The 23,848-nt window shown below is 48.4% G+C and carries 18 protein-coding genes and 1 pseudogene; 10 read left to right on the forward strand and 9 right to left on the reverse strand.

Translation table 11 applies throughout. From position 1 onward, the window contains the following. Nucleotides 1–128: 128 nt before the first annotated feature. Together L6442_RS01100 and L6442_RS01105 are read left to right on the forward strand one after the other, a co-directional pair. Nucleotides 129–830: an N-acetylmannosamine-6-phosphate 2-epimerase gene (locus L6442_RS01100; protein ID WP_212981483.1), complete on the forward strand. Its 702-nt coding sequence runs from the start codon at nt 129–131 to the stop codon at nt 828–830. Between the two features lie 16 nt (nt 831–846). Beyond that, nucleotides 847–1,767 (forward strand): ROK family protein, encoded by a 921-nt coding sequence (locus L6442_RS01105; RefSeq protein WP_212981484.1) that lies wholly within the window; start codon nt 847–849, stop codon nt 1,765–1,767. Nucleotides 1,768–1,894: 127 nt separating this feature from the next. Here the strand turns inward: L6442_RS01105 and L6442_RS01110 are convergent, their stop codons facing one another. Both L6442_RS01110 and L6442_RS01115 read right to left on the reverse strand, forming a co-directional pair. Beyond that, entirely contained in the window at nt 1,895–2,377 is a 483-nt protein-coding gene (locus L6442_RS01110; RefSeq protein ID WP_212981485.1) for a GyrI-like domain-containing protein, read from the reverse strand. A 231-nt stretch (nt 2,378–2,608) separates the two neighbouring features. Continuing rightward, the gene (locus L6442_RS01115; RefSeq protein WP_212981486.1) at nt 2,609–3,493 is read right to left on the reverse strand and encodes a LysR family transcriptional regulator; all 885 of its coding nucleotides are present in this window, start codon (nt 3,491–3,493) and stop codon (nt 2,609–2,611) included. A gap of 167 nt (nt 3,494–3,660) precedes the next feature. Between L6442_RS01115 and thrC the strand changes: the two genes are divergently transcribed. Beyond that, the gene (gene thrC, locus L6442_RS01120; RefSeq protein WP_212981487.1) at nt 3,661–4,899 is read left to right on the forward strand and encodes a threonine synthase; all 1,239 of its coding nucleotides are present in this window, start codon (nt 3,661–3,663) and stop codon (nt 4,897–4,899) included. 55 nt (nt 4,900–4,954) lie between these two features. On the opposite strand, the gene L6442_RS01125 is transcribed toward thrC, so the two are convergent. After that, complete coding sequence (locus L6442_RS01125; RefSeq protein ID WP_212981488.1) at nt 4,955–6,139, reverse strand: stalk domain-containing protein; 1,185 nt, start codon at nt 6,137–6,139, stop codon at nt 4,955–4,957. A 363-nt stretch (nt 6,140–6,502) separates the two neighbouring features. On the opposite strand from L6442_RS01125, the gene L6442_RS01130 reads away from it, so the two are divergent. From L6442_RS01130 to L6442_RS01140, 3 genes are all read left to right on the forward strand, one after another. Then, nucleotides 6,503–7,924, forward strand: a complete 1,422-nt coding sequence (locus L6442_RS01130) for an FAD-dependent oxidoreductase (RefSeq protein ID WP_212981489.1) — start codon at nt 6,503–6,505, stop codon at nt 7,922–7,924. A 250-nt stretch (nt 7,925–8,174) separates the two neighbouring features. Continuing rightward, a complete protein-coding gene (locus L6442_RS01135; protein WP_212981490.1) occupies nt 8,175–8,786 on the forward strand; it encodes a TetR/AcrR family transcriptional regulator in 612 nt (203 codons plus the stop codon). A gap of 209 nt (nt 8,787–8,995) precedes the next feature. Beyond that, a complete protein-coding gene (locus L6442_RS01140) occupies nt 8,996–12,115 on the forward strand; it encodes an MMPL family transporter (RefSeq protein WP_212981491.1) in 3,120 nt (1,039 codons plus the stop codon). A 110-nt stretch (nt 12,116–12,225) separates the two neighbouring features. On the opposite strand, the gene L6442_RS01145 is transcribed toward L6442_RS01140, so the two are convergent. Together L6442_RS01145 and L6442_RS01150 are read right to left on the reverse strand one after the other, a co-directional pair. After that, complete coding sequence (locus L6442_RS01145) at nt 12,226–13,350, reverse strand: NADH:flavin oxidoreductase (RefSeq protein WP_212981492.1); 1,125 nt, start codon at nt 13,348–13,350, stop codon at nt 12,226–12,228. Between the two features lie 118 nt (nt 13,351–13,468). Next, nucleotides 13,469–13,780 (reverse strand): ArsR/SmtB family transcription factor, encoded by a 312-nt coding sequence (locus L6442_RS01150; protein ID WP_212981493.1) that lies wholly within the window; start codon nt 13,778–13,780, stop codon nt 13,469–13,471. A gap of 147 nt (nt 13,781–13,927) precedes the next feature. Between L6442_RS01150 and mprF the strand changes: the two genes are divergently transcribed. Beyond that, a complete protein-coding gene (gene mprF, locus L6442_RS01155; protein WP_212981494.1) occupies nt 13,928–16,567 on the forward strand; it encodes a bifunctional lysylphosphatidylglycerol flippase/synthetase MprF in 2,640 nt (879 codons plus the stop codon). A gap of 347 nt (nt 16,568–16,914) precedes the next feature. Continuing rightward, a pseudogene (locus L6442_RS01160) lies at nt 16,915–18,134 on the forward strand (IS110 family RNA-guided transposase). A gap of 269 nt (nt 18,135–18,403) precedes the next feature. Here L6442_RS01160 and L6442_RS32780 read toward each other — a convergent pair. The 3 genes from L6442_RS32780 to L6442_RS01175 all read right to left on the reverse strand — a co-directional run bounded on the left by L6442_RS32780 (nt 18,404) and on the right by L6442_RS01175 (nt 19,735). Then, complete coding sequence (locus L6442_RS32780; protein WP_272880314.1) at nt 18,404–18,808, reverse strand: ATP-binding protein; 405 nt, start codon at nt 18,806–18,808, stop codon at nt 18,404–18,406. Next, the gene (locus L6442_RS01170; RefSeq protein WP_212981625.1) at nt 18,798–19,277 is read right to left on the reverse strand and encodes a hypothetical protein; all 480 of its coding nucleotides are present in this window, start codon (nt 19,275–19,277) and stop codon (nt 18,798–18,800) included. The genes L6442_RS32780 and L6442_RS01170 overlap by 11 nt, the downstream gene beginning before the upstream one ends. Nucleotides 19,278–19,489: 212 nt before the next feature. Continuing rightward, nucleotides 19,490–19,735, reverse strand: a complete 246-nt coding sequence (locus tag L6442_RS01175) for a phosphatase (protein ID WP_212981624.1) — start codon at nt 19,733–19,735, stop codon at nt 19,490–19,492. A 213-nt stretch (nt 19,736–19,948) separates the two neighbouring features. Here L6442_RS01175 and L6442_RS01180 point away from each other — a divergent pair. Together L6442_RS01180 and L6442_RS01185 are read left to right on the forward strand one after the other, a co-directional pair. Beyond that, a protein-coding gene (locus L6442_RS01180) for an IS3 family transposase (RefSeq protein WP_373871871.1) occupies nt 19,949–21,282 on the forward strand; the annotation gives its coding sequence in 2 pieces (ribosomal slippage) (nt 19,949–20,336 and nt 20,336–21,282; 1,335 coding nt in all). A gap of 99 nt (nt 21,283–21,381) precedes the next feature. Continuing rightward, the gene (locus L6442_RS01185) at nt 21,382–22,005 is read left to right on the forward strand and encodes a hypothetical protein (RefSeq protein WP_212979115.1); all 624 of its coding nucleotides are present in this window, start codon (nt 21,382–21,384) and stop codon (nt 22,003–22,005) included. A gap of 246 nt (nt 22,006–22,251) precedes the next feature. Here the strand turns inward: L6442_RS01185 and L6442_RS01190 are convergent, their stop codons facing one another. Beyond that, nucleotides 22,252–23,511, reverse strand: a complete 1,260-nt coding sequence (locus L6442_RS01190) for an MFS transporter (protein ID WP_212979116.1) — start codon at nt 23,509–23,511, stop codon at nt 22,252–22,254. Nucleotides 23,512–23,848 lie beyond the last annotated feature (337 nt).

The following is a 23,848-nucleotide window of genomic DNA, read 5'->3' on the forward strand; positions in this document are numbered from 1 at the left end:
GAAAGAAAAAATCTCCTATTATTAAATATATAATGGAGAAAATCTCTAATGACTGCTATAATGGATTCCAAACAGATGGGAAAACGATCCACCCGCCATTAGGCAAGCTGTAAATAGGAGATGAATCCATGGGAGATCTTTATTTTGAACAAATCCGCGGCGGATTGATTGTTTCTTGCCAGGCACTTGAGGATGAGCCGCTGCATGGAGGCGACACGATGGCCAAAATGGCCCTCGCCGCAGAGCAAGGGGGCGCGATTGGTATCCGCGCGAACAGCGTTCATGATATCGCCGCGATCAAACAGGCGACGAAGCTTCCGATCATCGGCATTATTAAACGCGATTACGACGACAGCGAAGTTTATATTACGCCAACCCTGCAGGAAGTCCAGGAACTTATGGAGGCTCGGGTCGATGTTATCGCTTTGGATGCGACCTCAAGACCCAGACCTGGCGGAGAAACGTTGAAAGAGCTGGTATCGTATATGAGAGAACAGGGTCAGAAAGTCATGGCCGATGTTTCTACGATTGAGGAAGCTTTATATGCCGAGTCCATCGGCGTAAGCTGCATTTCAACGACTTTATCGGGGTATACGCATTATTCCCCCCAGCAAAAGGACCCTGACTTTGACCTGCTGCGGGAAGCAGTTCGAAAGGTGAAGATTCCGGTGATTGGGGAAGGAAGAATCAACACGCCCGAGCAGGCGGCGTTTTGCCTTAAGCTTGGCGCGCATGCGGTCGTTGTTGGCTCGGCGATTACCAGACCGAAGCTGATCACGGAAAAATTTGCGCATGCAATCCGGAAAACGCGGGATGGGCAGATGCATTAAGGAGGCCGGTACGAAAATGAAGGGCTTGGAAGAAGGCGCAAAGGCCGTCGGCATCGATATTGGCGGAACTTCGATCAAAGGCATCGTAGTGGATGGAGCGGGACGAATCCTTGATCAGGAGAAAACGCCAACCGAGGCCAAGCTTGGCAAAGAGCGAATTTTGGCAAACGTGAAGTCGCTGCTGGATCGTTTGCTTGGCAGGCATGATGATATCTACGGCATCGGGATCGGGACGGCGGGCCGGGTGAATGTGCAGACGGGGGAAATCGTATTTGCGACCGATAATCTGCCGGGCTGGCAAGGATCGAATCCGAAGGAATATTTTGAGGAAACCTTTCATCTGCCTGTAATTGTCGATAATGATGCCAATACAGCTCTCGTCGGCGAGGCCTGGCTGGGTGCAGGCAAGGGTGCAGAGGATGTGACCATGCTGACGCTCGGAACGGGCGTGGGCGGAGCGAATATGATTGGCGGTAAGCTTTTTCGGGGAGCCCATTGGAACGGCGGCGAGTGGGGGCATACGATTCTCGTGCCTGGCGGACGGCCCTGCAACTGCGGTTTGCACGGCTGTATCGAGCAATACTTATCGGGAACCGCATTGGTGCAGCTTGCAACGGAGGCATCGGGGCACCATTATGTTACCGGTATGGAAGTGCTTGATGACTACCTGAAGGGGCAGCCGCAGATCGTTGGAGTGATCGAGCAATTTACGATTCGCCTGGCGGTTGTTATGAACAATATTCACGTGGGATTGAATCCGCAGGTTGTTATTTTGGGCGGTGGATTGATCGATTCCAAGCAAATCTGGTGGCCATTGTTTGCGGAAAAGATGGCGGACATGAAATTGAATGTGGACGTCCGCCCGGCACAGCTCGGCAATGATGCAGGGGCCTTCGGTGCGGCGAAGCTTATTCTTGAACAATTGTGTTCCCCTTAAATGAAGGCTTTAAATGCTTCATATCGTTTGCAGACTACAAAAGCCTATGCAGCTTCCTTCTTCTGCTGATCAGCATAAGAGCGCACAGGCTTTTTTTAATTTATATTTTCATATTAATGCATGGAAGTTATTCGTTTTTGGCAACCCGGATCCATACCTCGCAGCGGTAATCATCATGCGTCGTATCGCCTGAAGGATAGACCTCCAGCTCAGGTCCCCCGGCATGCCGGTAACCTCCGGTTGGCAACCATTCCTGATAAATATGCCGCCAGACTTGCTGGATCGCATCCGGCATGGGCCCGATCGATGTAAAGACGGCCCAGGCAGAGGCGGGGATGACCCGGGATACGAAACCGTCCATTGCAGCCGTATCTGCACTTGACTCTACCCCTATCATGTAATGAAAACGGCCCTCGTTTTCAAAATTCATGCAAATGCCAAACATGCCTTTCCCTTCACCCAAGCCGCCTAGCTTAAGCAAGGTCCCATCCTGTTCGCAGTCTTGCCAAAATGCCGGGATTTCCTTTAAATGATTGCCGTCCTTCACGGAAATTTCGCGTATGCTGCCGATGACCGCAAAAGCTTCTTTATCAATGATTTTATATTCCATAAGCATGTCTCTCCCTCAAAATACCGCAAAATCATAACATGACGGATGACACTCCGGCTATTTTTGCTTTTAGGCATAGTTTTGCTCCATCTTTGAATATAAAATTCGTTTCTTTTGAACCGAATTCCTTCTCTGCGAATGTTTTCTGTTCAAATCAAGATTTTGACGAATTTTGACGGACGTTGTTCTGTTTTGTACGACGCTTTTGACCCCCTAATCAAGGGCAGATGGTTAGAACTTCTTATTGATAAGCAGGTTCCGAAAAAGCTCGGCCGCTGGAGAAAGCGGGTCTTTTCGCGAATACACCGAAATGGGGTTCTTTAGCTTCACATCCCGCACATGTACTTTGGCGAGCCGTTTTTCCGATATAAAAGCTTCGGACTCCAAGGCTGAAAGAAAGGCTGCGCCATACCCCTCCATCACGACACGGATCGTTTCATGGAGACCGTTCATCTGCAGACCGATGGCCGGGGCAGGCAGATGATGTATTTTGCATAAGGCTAGAAGCTGCTCGCGGGAGAAACTGCCCTCTTCACGGTATATGAAAGGCTCCTGAAGCATGTCGGCAAGCGGAATGTCTTTGCCTGCAAGAGGATGCTCCGGATGTACGACAAAATACATCTCGTCTTCCAAGAGCGGCGTTTTGGTTAGTAGGGGATGCTCCTGATGGATGCCGCCAATGACGGCGATTTCCGCTTTGTAATGAAGGAGCAGATCAAGAGCATGACTCGAGTTGGTTGTCGTCAGATCCAGTTCTACCGCGGGATGACTCTTTTTGTAATCGGCAATGGGCCCCGGCAGCAAAAAATTCGCTGGCAGATAGGTTGCCGCAATATGCAGTTTACCTGCTTTCCCGAGTTTGATGATGTCAAGACGTTCTTCGATGGCATGCTCCAAATCAAACAGCTTTTGCGCCTCAAGAGCGAGCATGCGACCTGTGTCGGTAAGGGCAACCCCGCGCCCCTGCGGTAACCAAAGCTGAATTCCAAGCTCCTGCTCCAGTCGTTTGATCTGCGCTGTGACCGCCGGCTGACTTACCCGCAGCGTTTCTGCGGCCGTTGTCACGCTTCCGGTCTCGGCAACCTTGACCAAAAACCTGAGGGCATGCAAATTCATGGCGCTTCATCCTTTCTTTTGTATAAATCATAACTAAATATTATGAAAATAAAAATTAAATATATTAGATTTATGATACCTTTCCGCTTATTCTAAGCCTAAACCGGGGTTTGCGGCAATAATCCATGCAAGCTTTACGGAAAACGGAAAAGAGGGTGAAGATGCGGATGAAAATGGTATGCGCGGATTGCGGTTATGAACGCTCCTGGATGGAGTATGCCATCAAATGCACATGTGGGGGGCGGCTGGAGATTAAGCAGGATTTTGGCGGTTTGGACGGCGAGAAGCTTAAAGCGTTGTTTCAGAAAAGACTAGCCGAACGAGTGAGCGTATATGCCAGCGGGGTATGGCGGTATAAGGAATTGATCCTGCCGGAGCTTCCCGAAGAGAACATCATAACCAAATATGAAGGTAACAACGGGTTATATACATCGGAGCGTATTCGTCGCAGTATGGGCATCCGTAATCTCTATTTCAAGGCCTTAAGCGAAAACCCGAGTGGTTCCTTCAAGGACAACGGAATGACAGCAGCCGTTTCCCACGGCCGTTATCTTGGATATTCGCGTTTTGCTTGTTCCTCAACCGGGAACACATCTTCGTCGCTTGCGATGTATGCTGCGATGGGCGGAGCTTCCGCGTATGTGTTTGTGCCGGAGAGCGGCATTTCCATGAACAAGGTGCTGCAAACATGGGCGTACGGCGCTCAGGTCATCCGTTTTGACGGAACCTATGATGACGGCATCTCCTTTCTTGAGCGAAAAGGGAAAGAGCTTGGACTTTATGTTTGTAATTCCGTGAATCCGCTTAGGATCGAGGGCCAAAAAAGCATCATTTATGAAACCGCCCAATATTTGAACTGGGAGCTGCCGGACTGGATTGTGATACCGGGAGGCGCTCTCAGTAACGTATCCGCTCTCGGAAAGGGGCTGGAAGACCTGAAGCAGCTGGGGATGATTGCGAAACTTCCGCGTATTGCCCTGGTTCAGGCGGAAGGGGCGAGTCCTTTTCATCGCATGATGGCGGAAGGAAAAGACCGATTGATTCCTGAACCCCATCCGGATACGACGGCTTCAGCGCTAAAGATCGGGAATCCGCCCAGCTGGCCTATCGCGCGCCGCGTACTTCAGCTCTGCCAAGGCGTCACCTGCAGCGTGACGGATGAGGAGATTTTGGAATCGAAACGGCGGATCGATCAGGCAGGCATCGGCTGCGAGCCGGCGTCGGCAGCTTCCTTGGCGGGCTTAAACAAACTTATGCGCGAAGGGACGATCGATAAGGAGGAAACGGCGCTTTGCATGCTAACAGGAAATCTGCTGAAGGATACGGATATCCTCCGGGCCCAGATAACGGAAACCGCCATAATGACCTCACCCTTGACCGTGGAAGCTGTGCAAAGAGTGTTGTGAAGATAGTAAAAACGAGCCGATAGAATTCCTTCTAAGGCTCGTTTTTTATGAATCGCTACTCTACTTCTACCGCAAATTCAGCCCATTGCGTCATCGATGGTCCGTTTTCGATGAAAGGAATGTAGGCAGGACTGATTACACTGATCAGATAGCTGCCCTTTTCGCTTAATGTGAACGAGCCTGCGAATTTTTGGTCCTTAATGGGCAGCTTGAAACTTTTCACCTCTTCATATACCTTATAGCTGTCCTTGCTTGAGGGTTGATACCGTTTAACGTTGACGGTCAGGTTATCAAACAGGTCGTTTTTCTGCAGGATATTCCCCGACACATCAATCTTTTGTCCGGGTTTTGCCTGGATATAGCCACGGTTGGGACTGGTGAAAGCAATGTTCTCTTTCCCCTCTTCCAATATGGTGACAGGTAACGAGGAGCTATTTGTTACCTTTCTCTTCACAGTGACTACCTTGTTGCCAGCCGACACTGCAGTGAGCATCACCGGATTGGGCCCTGGGCGTAAATTCACTGTAAACTGCATACGGTTATAAGTCCGTCCATCCATAGATATATCCTTTTCCGTGACCTTGCCAGTTTCGCCGCCCCAACCGCTGCCTCCTAAAGGATACAAGTACTGCGGACTATACATATCCTTCTGATACAGCATGGTGAATGTGGTGCTGGTTTGATCAGTCTCCCACTCCGGCTTCAATACCTCTATGACTTTATCGCTCCAGTTCCAGCTCACCGTATCCTTCACGGTTGAGACAGCTATTCCGAGCCAGGATAACGCCCGAATCGGCACATAAACCTTTCCCGAAGAAAGAAACGGCGCCGGAATTTTCTCGCCCATTGCGCTTCCGTCCGGAAGGTACACATCCTCCGAACCGATCCGGAAGGTCAGATTATTAAGCGGTGGCTGCACCTCAGGCTGGATCACGACTTGTACCTGCCGTTTCGCGGCATTCCAGGTGACGCTGTCAGCAGCACCGGACTGGCGAAGGGTACGGAGGGGAACATATACACGGCCCCCTTTTAGTATAGGGGTGTCAGCCGTAATGGCCTTTCCGTCGAGCGCTGCTTCTTTCCCATTTAGGTCAAATTTCATTTCATGTTTAATTCTGTACATTTTCGCAACATCACCCTTCGGCTCCGCTGAGGTTGCGGGAGCGCCATCTGCAAGAGCGCCCGTTCCGAGGCTAAGGGCTGCGGCTGCTGATATAATCAGGCATAACCATTTCTTCATCGTCTTTCATTCCTTCTTGATAGAATTTTTCTTCCTCTTATTTATTTGACGGAACAGAATCGCGATTTGTTTCATGCCGGCCCTGACTCTCGGTCATATGTTTTCGGATCTCCGTTTTATAGCAGGTGAGGGATACAACAAAATTTATAAACAATCATCCTATCATATTTCATACAATTATATCCTCTATATCGTTAATCCGTTGTTAAGAGTTGAAAAATATTCAAGAGGTGTTTTATACTAAAAAAAGGAATAAATAGTAATAGAGTAAGAGTTTATAATAGTACTTTCTTTGTAATCATTTTAAATGTAGAAGCGAGCTGATTATTGCCCGTGCATCGATCCAAAAAAATATGGCAGCTAATGCTACTGATCATGGTGTCCGCACTTATTATTCAAATGTTTAATCCCTGGGGGGTAAACCGGATTCCCCAAGCCGCCTCCTGCGGCGAAGGCTGCAGCCGTTATGACGTTGTCGTTGTCGGCAGCGAACTTCAGGGGGTGCTTTTGGCCAGAGAGGCCCAGAAGCTCGGACTTAGCGTTTTGATCCTTGACCCGCGGGAGAAACCCGGGGGCGAGCTGATTCAGGGGGAGATGCTGTTTCTCGATGAACCAAGGGACAAGCGGCACGTAAGCTTGGCTCAGGGCGAGATGAAAAATCTGTTCCATGCATATAACAAGGGGAAAATACGCAATTTGCAGGAGTTTCAGGCCTATTATAATAAGCTGATAGAAAATCTCCCTTTAAAGAGCGGAATCAAGATTCATGACGTGGAAGAGGCTGCGGTAAACGATAGCCATACGATGAAATCGCTGACTTATAAGGACCGGGATCAGAAGGCTTATAAGCTGGAAGCCCGTTATTGGGTGGAAAATACGGACTTTAATGCGCTAACCGGCTGGCTGAAGCATAAGAAACGGATTCCGGGCATGGAGGTTATTGAGAAGAGAAACAGTCCGGGTTATATGGGCGCGACATATATGCTGAATTACAAAAACGTGGACTGGAAGAAGCTGAATACGGAAGTTTTAAAGCATTATCCGCTGTCCAATCTCCGGAAGATATACGGTCCCAACACATACGTGGATTGGAACTTTGCCGTAGGGTTCAGCAATGTTATGAACAAGTTTGCCCCTCTCGAGAAGTTTGTCCGCCTCCGCGGTCTGAACATCGCCAATCAAAGGGGCGGGAAAGTCATTATTAACGGTTTGATTATATACAACGTTGATCCGTCCAATGATGCATCCGTGAAGGAAGCCATGCGAAAGGGAGCAGCGGAGGCTCCGCGTATTCTGGAATATTTGCGGAGTCATTTGCCGGGGTTTGAGAAGGCCGAGATGAACGTTGCGCCAAATTATCTCTATATTCGCGACTTTAACCGTTTTGAGACCGATTATGTGCTGAAATATGAAGACGTGATGGGCGGAAAAATGTTCTGGGACAATGTCAGCATCGGCGCTTACCCGGTTGATTTGCAAGGCACGGTACATATTCCGCATGGGATCGGGTTCGGAGTGACCCCTGCGTACGGAATACCCCTCCGTTCTTTTCTGTTGAAAGAATACAATAATGTGCTGGCCGTTGGGAAAAACATCGGGGCAGACATCAAGGCCTACGGAACATCCCGAATTATGGCCAACAACGCGCTGGCGGCGCAGACCATCGGCATCATTCTCGGACATGAATCCGATCGTAGGCAGTTGAAAGATTTAACGCCGGAGGATTTTAGGCGGATTCATCATTATTTGAAAAGGAAATATCGTATCCAAGTCGAGCGTGCGTAAAAATAACACGAAAAGCATGTATCGAAAGCCGTCCTTACGATCAATTCAGGCAGGGGCGGCTTTTTTTGACATATCAAGGGGTCCCCGCAAAGTAATCGGAATAAGCTTCGAAGGCCATGCGTCACTGCTCGCTTTATTTGCCCATCGCAGGAAAATCCGTATTGCATGCTTAAGAAACCCCGAATTGCCAACCAGGCACGCAGGCTTTATAATAAAAGCATTCAAATAAATAGTAAACGGGTGTTTATTAATGCAAACGCTAAAAGAAGATGTCCGCCAAAGCATTTTACGGGCAGCTCTGCGCGAATTCAAAAGCCATGATTATACTGATGCATCCATGCGCCGTATCGCGTCAGAAGCAGGAATCACGACGGGGAATATTTATCGTTACTACAAAAACAAGGAGGAACTGTTCGAAGCGCTCGTCAAACCTGTATACGAGAAACTCATCGAGTACGTTCTCAACTTGAAAAAGGAGTTGGACCGCTCCTATACAGGTGGAAACCACGGGCTCAAGTATTTGAACATGGTTGAAGACACGGTCATCGGTCTGTTTGACGCCTACAGTGCGGAGCTGACGATCTTAATGAACCGCAGCGCAGGCTCGAAATACGTTCAGGTGAAGTCGGATATGGTAAAGCTGATTGCTACCATTATGGAGGATGTGTTTACGTCAGGCCGCGATAACGCCGACAAGCTGACAATTCAGCAGCGCCAAAGCGCGCTGATGCTCGCGGGTACTGTCGTGGAAGGCATATGTCTGATCCTTAGGGAACATGAAGATGGCGAAACCGTAAAAAGGCTTGTAAACGAGTTTATTTTTCTGTATTACTTGGGCAATGAGCACCGGTTCACTCCTTGATCGGTGCTCGTGCGCCCGCATTTTTATGAATAATGTTCCCCGATTCCCAATAAGATGCATAGGAATCAATTTCATCACCGAGTTTATATAAGGATTTTGCAAATCCTGATATTCTCGCATTATGAAATTGATTGTAGTAGGTTCTATTTTTTTGGCCCAATAATGAACACGTGTTTACTAACCAGTAATTTCAAGGAGGAAAGTTAGGCATGCGGCAAATCATCAAATGGCGCTGGGCGATTCTGGTGTTTTGGCTTGTAGCAACCGTGCTGCTGACCGTGTTTCAGCCGGATGTGAACGCCATTTTGCATGAGCGGGGCCAAGACCCGCTAACCGAAGACAGTCCGTCGAAAGTCGCCGGAACTCTGCTAAGCAAGATGACCGGTACGAAAGGAACAAGCGACATTATTGTGTTTCACCGGGAAGGCAAATTGACGGATGAGGATATGACAAACATCAAGTCCGGAATCGAAAGCTTGATTCAGCATAAATCGGAGCTCGGATTCAGCCAGCTCATTGATCCGATCACGACTCCGGATGCCAAGTCCTCCTTAATTTCCGAGGATAATACCACGCTCATGGCCAGCTTTAATCTGGATAGAATGGGCCGCAACGTGGACGAAATCGACAAGCAGTTCAAAGAAGTGCTGAAGGATGTCAATGTCCCTTATTACTTAAGCGGCCAGGACTTCATCGAAAATGACTATATCAAAGCCTCCACGGCGGGCGTAGAGAAAAGCGCGGCGCTGACCATCATTTTCATCTTGTTGGTATTGATCCTGATGTTCCGCTCTTTGATCATTCCGTTCGTCTCCCTGCTCGCGGTCGGGATTTCTTATCTCTGCTCCATGGGGATCGCTGCGCAAATCATCGACAAGCTGGAGTTCCCGGTCACGAGCGTGACGCAGATGCTGCTGGTACTGATTCTGTTCGGAATCGGCACGGATTATAACATTCTGTTGTTCAACCGTTTCAGAGAGGAATTGGCACATGGCCGGTCTGTCGACGAAGCGATCATCACCTCGTACAAGACCGCTGGCAAAACGATTTGGTATAGCATCGCTACCGTGTTTATCGCTTTTGCAGGACTGAGCTTCTCAAGCTTCGGCATCTATAAATCGGCGAACGTGGTTGCAATCGGCACCGTTGTCCTGGTGCTGGAAATCATGACGCTAACGCCATTTATACTCAAGGTATTGGGTCCGAAGCTGTTCTGGCCTTCGAAAAAGAATGCGGGGCACAAGGAAAGCAAGTTCTGGGCAAATTTGACCGCCATTTCCGTCAAGCATCCGGTCATTGTTACGGCTGTAATCGTAGTCCTGATGATCCCGGCTTTGCTGACAAGCGGGCAAAAACTATCCTTTGACCAGCTCCAAGAGCTTGGCGACGGGTATCCGTCCACCAAAGGTTTCAACCTTGTGGCGGAACATTTCAGCAAGGGGCAAGCGCTGCCGACTACCGTCGTGATTGAAGGCGACAAAGCGCTGGATAACAATAACGCGCTTGGCGTCATCGACAGGCTGACGGATAAGCTCAAAGCCGTAGGCGGAGTCAAATCGGTCGCAAGCGTCACGCAGCCGCAGTCGAAGCCGATTGACGCCTTTTATATCAGCAATCAGACGGAAGCTGTCAAGGACGGGATATCTGCTTCCCAAAAAGGCGTGGACCAAATCAAAAGCGGACTGGACCAGATTGGCGGCAAGCTGAGCGCGCCGGATACATCGAGCGCAAACGAGCTTGTTAGCGGCACGTCGAAAGTGAAGAACGGATATGATCAAATTGCAGCTGCGCTGGGGCAGGTTTCCGGCGGGATCAGCAAAGGCGCCGGCGGTGCCGGAGAGCTCGGCAAAGGGATTGCCAACCTGAAAAGCGGGTTGGATGCCGTCAGCGCCAATACGGGGAAAATCAGCAAAGGCCTGACGGAGATGTCCAAAGGATACGCCTCCCTTGAGGCCGGATATAAGCAGATTGGCGGGCAAGTCCCGCAAATTCAGCAGGGGCTGGCCGGAATGAACGGTTTGATCGCGGGTCTTGGCGCTAAGCACAGCGAACTGGCTGCCGATGCGGATTATATGAAGCTGAAGGCGACCGGCGAGACCCTTGAGTCCAGTCTGGCACAGTTAAGCGGAGGACTGCAGCAGCTGAATGCGAATTATGCGAAGTTAAATGCCTCTCTCAGCCAGACGGCCGGAGGACTTGGACAGATTGAGGGAGCCCAGAAGCAGTTATCGGCCGGACTTGCGGCTTTGCAAAAAGGAGCGGATGAACTTCAGAAAGGGCTGCAGCAGGGCAGCGGCGGCTCCCGGGAGATCGAGGCGAACATGAAGAAGCTGAATGCGGCGCTTGGCCAAGTGCAGAGCGGTCAGAAGCAGCTGATTGACGGCCTCGCAAGCCTTACGGGCGGCATGTCGCAGCTTAAAGAAGGAATCGGCAAAAGCGGCAGCGGTCTCGGGGATATTTCCGAAGGTCTGGGCAAGACCACTGATTTCCTGACTCAGCTAAACAGTTCAAAAACATTCTTTATTCCGCGTGAAGCTTTGGATAGCGAGGCTTTCAAAAAGGCCGAAGACAACTTTATGTCCAAAGACCGCACAATCACGAAGATGATCGTGATACTGAAGGATGATCCTTATTCACCGGCTGCATTAAAGACGATTGAAAAGATCAATGACACATTGTCGAGCGGCCTGAAGGGAACGGTGCTGGATAACGCCAGATACGGAGCGGCAGGACCGAGCTCCACGACTTACGACATGAACAAGGAACAGCTGAATTCCTTTAACGGTACGGCTATCATCGTTATTGTGAGCGTCTTTATCGTTCTCCTGTTCGTGATCCGCTCCTTCTGGCCGTCCGTGTTTATCGTGCTTTCGCTGGTTGCTTCTTATTACGTGGCGATGAGCGCATCCAATTTGGTCGCGACTTATATCATTGGAGCGGATGGCGTCTCTTCCTTTGTGCCTTTCTTCTCCTTTATCGTCATCGTGGCGGTGGGTGTCGATTACAGCATCTTCCTGATGGAACGTTACCGGGAACATGGCGATATGTCGCCTGGCGAAGCCATCGTAAAAGCGGCGAGGAGCGTGGGCGGGGTTATCATTTCCGCCATGGTTATTCTTGGCGGCACGTTTGCGACCTTGATGCCGTCCGGCCTGGTGCTGTTGATCGAGCTGGCGGCGGCCGTTATCGTAGGTTTGGTCGTGCTTTGCTTCATCCTGCTGCCGATGCTGGTACCGGCACTCATGACGCTGCCGGGGAGTATTCAGCGCCGGCGTACGGAACATCTGCATGTCGCCCATATCAGCGGCAAGGATTCGGAAAGCGAATAATGGATTAATGCACAAAAAAGAAAGACCGGAAAGGGCGTGGCCCTTTCCGGTCTTTTCGATTCTATGTCAAGGTTTAACGGTGATCTGGCAGGAGGGGGAGCGCCTTCACCTTAAACCAGTGTTTTTAGCGCTTCCGGCGTAAACGGCTGGAGCTCGTCAAAACGTCCATCGCGGACCTTGGCGGCCCAGGCTGGATCAGCCAGCAATGCGCGTCCCACCGCAACGAGATCAAATTCATTCTGCTCCAAACGTTTGAGGAGTTCATTAATGTCGTGTTGGCCTGCGCCCTTGCCTTGAGTGAAGAGGTTGGTAAACACGTCATCAAGACCTACCGATCCAACCGTAATGGAGGTCTTTCCGGTCAGTTTTTTGGCCCATCCGGCAAAATTAAGCTGCGATCCCTCAAATTCGGGTTCCCAGAAGCGGCGCGTCGAGCAATGGAAAATATCGACACCGGCTTCGGATAACGCGGTGAGCAGCTGTTCCAGTTCCTCCGGCGTATCCGCCAGCTTAGCATCATATTTGGTCGTTTTCCATTGCGAGAGACGGAGCGCAACCGGGAAATCCGGTCCTACCGCAGCACGGACGGCTTCAACGACTTCAATGGCAAAGCGGGCGCGCTTCATCATATCGCCGCCGTAACGGTCGGTACGTCGATTGGTACGTTCCCACAGGAACTGGTCGATCAGATAACCGTGGGCGCCGTGGATTTCCACGCCGTCAAAGCCCAGCCGCTTCGCATTCGCGGCAGCGTCGGCATAGGCCTGAATGACTTGCGCGATTTCCGCTTCTGTCATAGGCTCCGTAATTTTGTTGCCGTCCAGATCCAGCCCGGATGGTCCGATTGGCAGCGCTTCGGGATTCGGCAGCGCCCCGACCGGGCGCGTCATGCCGATATGCCAGATTTGCGGCATGATTTTGCCGCCTGCTTCATGAACCTGCTTCACGACTTCGGCCCAGCCGTTTAATGCGGCTTCGCCATGGAAGTTCGGAATGTTCGGATTATCCGTAGCGGCCGGATGGTCGATCAGCGTGCCCTCGGTAATGATCAGGCCGACACCATTTTCGGCACGGCGGCGGTAATAAGCGGCCACATCCGGACCGGGCACCCCATTGGGAGAGAAGCCGCGGGTCATCGGCGCCATAACGATTCTTGTCGGCAGATTCAGTTTGCCTGAAGTAAATGGTTGAAATAAAGAAGCGGTAGAGCGGATATTTTGCTGCTGGCTGCTCATGTATGGAACCCTCCAATTCGTAGATTGATTTTATTTTTCTGTATTTCCATAAAAATAGATATATATAATTAAAAGAAAGAGCTTTTTGCTTAAGTGCGTATGGTAATGCTTTATAAGCCTAAAGCTCTTCCTTGAGTTGTTCGATAAAACGTCTAATTCCCTCCTCATTACGTCTGTAATAAGTCCATTGGCCTGCGCGGCGGGACTCCAGCAAACCTGCCTTTTGCAATTTGACCAGATAACCGGAAACAACGGATTGGGCGAGTCCTGTTTTTTCTGAAATGGAACCGACGCAAATGCCGCCCTTAAAATCGCAAGAAGCGGGCATATGCTCCTGGGGACTGAAATGCTCCTCGGGATGCTTCAGCCATTCCAAAATATTGAACCGGGTCTCATTTGACAATGCCTTGATCGTTTGTAATATATCCATATGCTTTATTATATCTATTTTTATAGAAATGTAAATATGCATTTTCTAACCGGAGGCGGCTTCCGCTTTTTTTAATCGGCCAAGCTTTGTGATAGGATAATAATGGACTTTGGAATTCCAATCTTTGCAAGTGAAAGGGTGCTTGGCATGAAGGAGAAGCTGGAACGATATAAAATATTTCGCATCCTGGCTTCCATATACCGGATTAAAGCTGTCCGGATTCTAATACCGATAGCGGTGATCGGGCTGGTCTATTGGGAGGGAAAGCGCGAACTGCGCCAAATTTCCATCGGCCGCACTTTCAGGGAGCTGCGCCATCTGCCTGTTGAAGCCATCGTGGAAATATTCGCATTTTCACTTTTTTCCGTTGCGGTCATGTGCCTTTACGATTTATTGATCCGCCGTCATTTTCGGCTGAAGGTTGGATTTTGGAGCATGTTTCGGTACTCATGGATTGCCAACACGTTTAATAATATTATTGGTTTTGCCGGTTTGACCGGAGCCGGTCTCAGAACCCTTTTATATAGAAATAGCGGGATTTCGGCTTCGTTGATGGCCTCTGCCGTCGTGTTTTTGTCGCCAGTCTTCGCCACGGGGCTGTCGATTCTTTCCTGGGGCATCATTGCCGGATGGTTGCCCGTAGGCGAACTCATGCAGGAGCATCGATGGCTGGTATTCGCGGTATGGGGAATGGCGCTTTATTTACCGTTTTTTGTACTGATGCAAAGATCATCGTTGTTTGCCAAATGGTTCAACCGCGGCGAAGGAAGAACGCCATGGACAACCGTGGGCGTGTCTCTCAGCGCCTCGTTGCTGGAATGGCTCTGCGCCGGGATTACGTTCTGGCTGATTGCACACAGCGTGCTGCATGACTTATCCTTCACCGGCATCATCGGTATGTACACCGTCGCCGCAATAGCGGGAATTCTCAGTATGGCCCCGGGCGGGATCGGAGCGTTTGATTTGACCATACTGCTGGGTTTGGAACGGATGGGCTTTCCATCCGACCGTTCCATGGCTGTGCTGGTTCTATTCCGGTTGTTTTATTATCTTATCCCGTGGCTGATCGGGCTGATCCTGTCTGCTTTTGAGCTTGGCAATACGGCCAAACGCGCAGTGGATAATCTGGATGGCGGTTCCGAGGTTCCTTTGAATGTTTGGCAGCGGTTGTGGCGCTGGCCTGGACAATTCCGTTTCTTAAGCGATCTTGGCGTATGGGCGCTTGGCAAACTCGTTCTGATCAGCGGTTTGGTACTTCTGATTTCGGCTGCTACACCCGGACTGCTGTACCGAATCAAGATGATGGAAGAGATCTTATCCATGCCGATCATGCGCATCTCCCATTTGTTGTCGGTTATGATCGGGTTTATGCTGATTGTCCTTTCGCGCGGCATTTCCTTACGGATTCACCGGGCCTATGTGATAACAGGCATTTTGCTGCTTGCGGGCGCTATTTTTACATTTGCGAAGGCGTTTGACTTTGAGGAAGCGATCTTTCTTTTGATCGTCGGCCTTGCGCTGTGGATGTCGCGCTCACGCTTTTACCGGAAAGGGGCGGCGCTGGAAATTCGCAGCTACCTGGCTTGGTATGGGTTATCGGCGGCTATCGCTTTCTTGTATTTCTGGATCGGAAGCCATGTTCATCACGGCTGGTTCAAACATCTGCCGACGGCAGATCACATTCATGGAATGTTTGGATGGAGACGATACGCAATCACGGCGCTGATCGGCCTTGCCGGGGCGTGGCTGCTGCTGACCATGATGATCCTGCTCCGTCCCAACCGGAAAGTGGCCGCGGCCGCAGGGCCGGAAGATCTTGGGAAGCTGCGGGTTTTCCTAAACAGCAATAAAGGAAATTTGCTGACCCATATGCTGTTTACAGGGGATAAAAGCTTTTTCTGGGCTCAGGAAGGCCGGGTGCTTATTCCTTACGCCAGGGCTAGGGATAAGCTGGTGGTGCTGGGCGATCCGCTTGGTGCGTTAGAGCTTGTGCCGGACGCGATTGCGGAATTTCAACAGTATGCCGATCAATATGCGATGGCGGTCGTGTTTTATCAGGCGACGCCAGAGTTTCTGCCCATCTATCATGAATACGGCTACCGATTCTTCAAACTGGGTGAAGAGGCCCTGGTTCATCTGGATCAATTCACCCTTTCCGGCAAAAAAGCGGCGGATTTGCGCAGCGTGCGCAACCGGTTCGAGCGAGAAGGTTATCTGTTTGAAGTGGTATCCCCGCCGTTTGGCGATGAGCTTCTGAAGGAACTGCGCATCGTGTCGGATGACTGGATCAGAGGCAGAAGGGAAAAAGGGTTTTCGCTTGGCTGGTTTGATCCGGACTATTTGAAGCAGGCACCCATTGCGCTGCTGAAGAATCCGGCTGGAGCCGTTCTGGCTTTTGCTACGCTTGCACCCGGATATGACGAGGGGCGCACGATGTCCATCGACTTGATGAGGCATCGGAACGGCACGCCGAACGGCACGATGGATTATCTGTTCATCAAACTGCTGGAATGGTGCAAAGAGCAGGGATATGGAATCTTTAATCTCGGCAATGCGCCGCTATCCAGCGTCGGCAAAAGCAAAAGCGCTCTGCGCGAGGAAAAGCTTGCCTCACTGGTATTTCAGTATGGCGGCCATTGGTACGGATTCAAAGGTTTGCGCCGGTATAAGGACAAATTTATGCCGGAATGGGAACCGCGTTTCCTGGCTTATCCCGCTTGGGTTTCGCTGCCTGTGCTCACCGTGGATTTGGTTCGGCTGGTTTCCAGAAAGGTAAGGGAAAGATGAAGTTAAATTTTGATGCAGGATTTAGTCACCTGGTTAAAATACAAGCAAAAGGCCGTTTCTTTTCATCCTTGTTCGGGATGGGAAAAACGGCTTTTAGCGTTTTTAAGATATAAGACTTCCATGCCGCTTCGCGGCACCACTGATGGATGAAAATTTTGTCCATACTGTTACTATGGCTGGCGAAGGTAGGTCGTACTTTCTTGGTGTCTCGAACCCGTATATAAGACGGACCACAACGACCCGGTGCATCGCAGATTGTTGCTCCTTCGGGAAGCACGCAGGGCGGAATAACCCTTTTTGGTAGTTGCACCAGCCTTAAAATCACCCAGTCGTAAGGAGAAGTACGTATGGAAGTGTTAATCGAACGTTGCTGCGGTCTGGATGTTCACAAGAAGAGCATCACCGCCTGCATTATCACCCCTCAAGGAAAGGAGATTCGAACATTTGCTACAATGACCCGAAACCTGATTGAATTGGTAGACTGGGTCAAACAACACCGTTGCACCCATGTCGCGATGGAAAGCACCGGAGACTACTGGAAACCGATATATAACCTGTTGGAATTGGAAGAACTCAAGCCCATGGTCGTGAATGCGCAACATATTAAATCTGTCCCTGGACGTAAAACGGATGTCAAGGATGCTGAATGGATTGCCAAGCTGCTGCGGCATGGTTTGGTGCAAGGAAGCTATATTCCGGACCGAGATCAAAGGGAACTGCGAGAGGTGATTCGTTACCGGCGAAGCATTATTGAAGAACGAACGCGTGAAGCGAATCGGCTTCAAAAGGTGCTCGAAGGCGGCAACATCAAGCTATCCTCAGTCGCTTCCAACGTACTCGGGGTTTCCGGACGAAACATGTTGGAAGCCATAATTAACGGTGAAACCGATGTTTCTGTCTTGGCCGATTTCGCCCAAAAGAAACTAAAGCTGAAGAAAGAACAGTTGAAACTGGCGCTGGAAGGGCGACTTGGCCCTCATCAACTGCTCATGATCGAGAAGCAGCTCGCCCATATCGATTATCTGAACGAATTGATCACCGAATTGGATACAGAGATCGATAAACGTATGGCCCCTTTTGCTGAGGACCTGAAGTTATTGGATTCGATCCCCGGTGTCGGTAAACGAACTGCCGAACAAATCTTGGCAGAGATCGGTACGGACATGTCGCGGTTTCCAACCCCTGGCCATTTATGTTCCTGGGCAGGGATGACTCCAGGTCACGATGAAAGCGCGGGGAAGAAAAGGTCAGCCAAAACACGAAAAGGAAACAAAAAACTGCGAAGTGCCCTAACTGAGGCGGCGCGGGCGGTGACACGTAAAAAAATTCGTACCTGGCAGCCCAGTATCATCGTATTGCTGCACGACGCGGAAAAAATAGAGCCGCAGTCGCCGTAGGACATACCATTCTAACGATCGTACATATCTTGTTAACGCGAAAACAAGAATATGTGGAGCTTGGCTTTGATTACTTTGATAAGCGAAAGCGTGACATCTTGATTAACAACTCGATTAAGAGACTAGAGTCCCTTGGACTTACAGTCAGCATTCAAGAACAAACGGCTTAAGCGGTTCAAACCCATTTTTTAAAAAAGCAAGTTACTGGGGTTAGTTTCGTATTGCCAAAAACGGCTTTTCTAACGATACTACGAGCTGATAATTTTCAGGGCAGATAGTATAAACTTCGGGGATCTCATAAAGTTCCGGGGTCCCCGCAAAGTAATCGGAATAAGCTTCGAAGGGCACACGTCACTCAGTACTTTTGCTCCGCAAAAGCGCCCCTCTTTGAGGGGCGTCGGACTTCTTTTCGATACTTTTTGTGGGGTTATTTTAGCAATCATTTTGGGAGTTTAACACGGAAAATCATGCCCTTGGGCTGGTTATGCAGCGCTTGGATCGTGCCATGATGGCTCCCAGCGATCCACTGCGCGATGGACAGGCCGAGCCCCGAGCCGCCGCTTTCGCGCGAACGCGCCCGGTCTTCACGGTAGAAACGGTCGAATATGCGGGGCAGCGCTTCTTCGCTGATGCCAATGCCGGTATCCAGCTCAAGCTTGTTCTGGATAATTGTGAGCGGCGTCCGCAGCTCATGCGAAGCGTTTTCCACAAACTCCACCTGTTTGTCCCAGGATCGGATAATCGGCTTCATCATTTTGCGGGATAAAATATAACTTGCGGTAATGGATAACATGATGAATATGGTTGAGCATAAAATGATGATCCGCTTGAAATTACTGATCAAATTTTGCTCGGAGTCTACATTGACCATCAGTTGGATGTAGGATGGTCATTGTTCGGAAAAAGTATTTGCCGCCGATTTTTATATTGGAGATCACGCCGATCGTGGATGGATCGAACTCCAAATGGCTCAAATAATGATCGTAATAGATTAACCCGATTTGCTGGGGGTTCATGATTTTTCCGTTTTCCCACTGAATCGGGAGGACGCGGGGGTTATACATCAACCTGCCGCCTTTGCCGGGAAAGAAAACGCGTTTGCCCCCAAAAAGATCCCGGTCCGGAATCTCGCCGCTTGCAGCGCCTCTGGCGACGGTTTCGATCATCCTTTTGTACCCGTTCAAATCCGAATCGGTTTTCGCGTAGAGCGTAGCTTTGATTTGGCCGAAAATAATGGTGCCGAAGATGCCGAAGAGGATGGTGAAGGCAATCAGGGTATAGACCATAAACCGCAGCTGCTGGCTGCGGATCACCTTAAGCGATCATTTGAAAATTAGCTGACCAAAAAAACCTCTGAAATCAACGCTTTGAATTAAAAATAACCCATAGAAAATGAAACCCACGATTTGTAAAAACATAGAATCTTTTTCTGTTCAATCCCTTGTTTTCATGCAATATAGTTTAAATTTCATTTTCTAAAATAAGAAGATTAAAATCTCTTTTAAAAAGCATCCAACTTCTACAATTAAGTTGGTTTTCTTTTTAGTGATAAGATAATTAATACTATTCCTAGTATTCCTGAGATAACTGCTATTGTAATAGGTATGGTTCCTATTTCCATTAGAGCAGTCTTAAAAATACCATAATCTGAGTTCCACCCTACACCTTCTTTTACTAAAACTTGAGAGTAAATAGCTGCAGAAATTAAATCAGAACCATAGATAATGGCACTAAACAACAAAAGGGTCAAACCAACATATAATTTCTTCATTAGTCGTTACCTCCTAAATATTTAAAACTATTGGCTATTATTCCCATTTAATTTACAGTAATAGGTATGAAATATATTAATTGTTAATGCTAGTATACTAGTATTAAAAAAAGAAGGGAAGGATTAAACTGTACCCTATCGAGTAGACACTTTAAAAAAGTCTCTCGATAGGGTACTTTTGTCTATAACAAGAAGATGGGAAAGAGGAATGGTATGAGCAAGAAAATATTCACAGATAAAGAAATCAAGCTGTTATCTAACAATCCTTATGTGAAGTCCGTATCTTCAAAGGCAATTACGTATACGGATGCGTTTAAGCAATTGTTCATCTCAGAGAGCAACCAAGGCAAGCTGCCAAGAGAAATATTTGAAGAATGTGGTTTTGACGTAACCGTCATCGGGGTCCAAAGAGTCAAATCCTCAGGGAATAGATGGCGTGCGAGCTACCAGGAGAACGGAATCTTAGGTTTGCAGGATACAAGAAGCCAAGCATCAGGAAGACCTCTTAAACGGGAACTGACGCTGGAAGAGAAGTATGCCAGGTTGGAAGCTCAGAACAACTTGTTAAAAGCGGAGAACGAGTTGTTAAAAAAGATTCGTTTTGCAGAAAGGGGGCAGAGCGAGAAATAAGGCTGTCACCTAGCCAGAAATATATCCTTATTCATACGATCATCGAGAAATATCAGCTCCACCGTATGGTCAATTATTTATGTAAGGTGTCAGGTGTCTCCAGAAGTGGATATTACAGGTACTGGTCTTCTGAAGCAACGCAAAAGAGAAGCCAGAAGGAACAGCGAGATGAGCAGCTAAGAGAAGTAATCTTAAAAGCATTTCATTTCAAAAGACGAAAGAAAGGGGCCCGTTCCATCAAGATGACATTGGAGGGGCAGTTTAAGGTAATCTACAATTTGAAACGGATTAGGAGGATTATGAAGAAATACGACATTGTATGTCCCTTCAGAAAGGCCAATCCCTATAAACGGATGATGAAGGCTACCCAGGAGCACAGGGTCGTTCCTAATCTGCTGAACCGGGAGTTTAAGCAGAACATCCCAGGTAAGGTATTGCTGACTGATATCACCTATTTATTTTACGGATCAGGTAAAAAAGCTTACTTATCAACAATCAAAGACAGCTCAACCAATGAAATCTTGGCATATCATGTGTCAGATCGGATCACCATGGATCTTGCGACAGATACTCTCCTGAAACTTAAGAAAAATCGAAGGTTTAAGAGAGCCGATGGTGCCTTCATTCATTCTGATCAGGGATCTCATTATACACATCCGGATTTTCAAAAAATGGTTAAGAAAATGAAATTGAAACAATCCATGTCTAGGCGAGGAAACTGCTGGGATAACGCCCCTCAGGAATCCTTTTTTGGCCATTTTAAAGATCAGGCTTCCATTAAACCTTGTTTGACTTTGCACGAGTTAAAACAGGAGATTAAGGACTACATAACCTATTACAACCACTACAGGTATCAATGGAATTTAAAAAAGATGACCCCTGTTCAATACAGAGATCATCTTCTTCAATCTGCCTAGACTTTTTTTAAATGTCCTTTACATAGGGTACAGTTTAGATAATCTATGCTTTTTAATTTTTGTGGCAAAAAACCTGTATTAATGATCTTATCGTTATCAATGTTAGTCGCAATGATGTTTACATTCAGTACATCATCAGTTGTTAACGCTACGGCAAATGATGATACAAACAAACATCAAACAAAGGTGGAAACTTTCGTACCTGATAATCCCGAACAGTTTATTAAAGAACATGGTTGGGAAAAGCCAACACCCGATGCTAAATTAGTCGAAGTAACACGTGTAGTCGAAGTAACAAACTATAATGAAGAAAATAATTATATTGATGCAAACCCAGCTCTCGTTGGAAATGCAATTAGAAATGTAAAAAGTAAAAGTATAGGTCAACTTTGTGGTTCTACCGTACGAGCCAGAACTTCTGGTACAGGTAATGTTGATGGAGTTTTAAGTTTAATACAATCAACATCTGTTTCTAATACTTTTAGTGCTACTGTTGGAATAGAAAAAAGTATTGTTTCCGCAGCAGTTGGGTTTGACGTTAGTAAAACAATGACAAAAACAACAAGTTATGCAGTAAATACAAAAGGAAAAAACTATCAAATAGTAGCATATGATGATTATCAGGGTAAAAGTTTTGACGTTTATGATATTTTTGGATTCAAGGTGGGTAGCGGTACTGCTCTAGAACAAGTTGGTTTTTGTTATGCAGCATATGAAATCTAATAACAGCTGCTAAAGGTTAAGAGGTTGCTTTTAATGGCAACCTCTTTTATTGACTCTGCTGGGTCGGTTGGCAAAATGTCCTCATAAGAATCTTCAATAATTTTTGTGAGATCCTTAAGACCGAATTCTATCTCATAACCAATAATAGCACATTTTTTCCAATTGAAATTTGAAATTCAATTTATCGCAATAAAAATAGCCCTTTTTATAAGGGCTCAAGGAATTTTAAGTCTTATGAAGTGATTTTTATCCGGCCGCCTCCGTCTTGACGGCGTTTTGATGTTTGCGGTTTAGCGAAGGGAGCACGATCAGATAATAGGTGCTGACGATCAGCGTGCTCGCTGCCAGAATCCAGTAAAGCACAGTCACGGTGACCAGGGCAGGGAAAGTTATGGCGACAAACCCGAGTGCAAGCGCCTGACCGGCCGTGGCCAATGGTTCGATCCAACCGCTCACCCGGCCCATGCTTTGCGGGTCAACCAGCTCAGGCAGCCAGCCGCCGAGAACGACATTAATCGGTGCAAGAATGATGCCAAGCAGCACCATGGCGGCGTAGTACAGTTGAAGATGGTCAAAGCTGCCTGCCACAATTGTCAGAGCGGAGACCAGGAAAAGTCCTGTAATCAATACGCTTACTTTTCCGACCTTTTTGACCAGCGGCGCACTGAATGCACTCCCGACAAGATATCCGATGCCGAGAAATACCATGACCAGAGGGGTATGGACCTGATAGTGTTCGGGACTGAGCTTATATTTCATGGTGAACAACGGGAGAATCGAAAACACGCCATTTACAATACCGAAAAAGAAGTTGCCGAGTATGATCGCAAGCAGCAGCCTAGAGCGGAGGATATATTTTAACCCCGAGCTGAAATCGGCGATGATGTTTTTGATGTGCAGATCCCGCAGCTTAGCTTTTCCGTTCGGCTGGCGGACATGGGCCGGGAAGCGGCAAACCGCGAGCAGAATGCCTGAGATGATAAAGCTGGCCGTATCGATGATAATAGCTCCTTCGATGCCAAGGTAATAATAGGCGGCCGACCCCATGCTCATACCGAACAGCATAAAAATACCCATGATCGACATATTCAAGCTGGAAGCCTGAACATATTGCTCCGGCTTCATGATGCCTTGCAGCAGGCTTAATTCGGCAGGGGCAAAAAATTTCGACACGGCGCTCCGCACAAAAAGGATGGCGAAAGCGGCGACAATCCAGTCTTCATGTATAACCACAAGCAGCAAAACTGACAATCCGGCCCTGATCCAATCGCTATACACGGCGATACGTTTGCGGTCCAACCGATCTGCCAGCACGCCGATAAACAGGAATACTGCGAGTGTCGGAAGGGAATACATCATCTCCGCTACCGTTGCATAGGAAGGTTGGTTGCTGAAGCGGTCAATCAGGTAAAAAGCGAAGGCCATCGTGCCGACCATCGTCCCAAGCTGGGACGCGAAAGTGGCCAAAAACATTCTTACGAAAATGGTGTTGCGAAACAGTTCCATGCTGGGTAAACCTCATTTCTTTTGGATTTTGGAAAAGGCGAAGTTTAGCGAACTTCACTGCGATGCGTTCTAAAGAGCTTATGCCGGATCCATGGTCACGTTCCCGATATTCGTTCGTGGCGTTGATTTAAGTGTATATAAACATGTTTTTTCAGAAAAACGTCGCTGGAATGATTTTGAAGTCGGTCTCCGGACCGAGGGTGAGGGTGAGGGGCTCCGCAGAAAGGCTTAATGCATAAATAAACAAGCCGCAGCATACGGCGCTGCGGCTTGTTAAGCGTAATCAAAAGTGGTTTGCGGTTTAGGTTATGCCAAAAATGCAGGAATAACTTTAAAG

Origin of the sequence: Paenibacillus azoreducens (genome assembly GCF_021654775.1) — a bacterium.
Taxonomy (GTDB): Bacteria; Bacillota; Bacilli; order Paenibacillales; family Paenibacillaceae; genus Paenibacillus_AQ; species Paenibacillus_AQ azoreducens.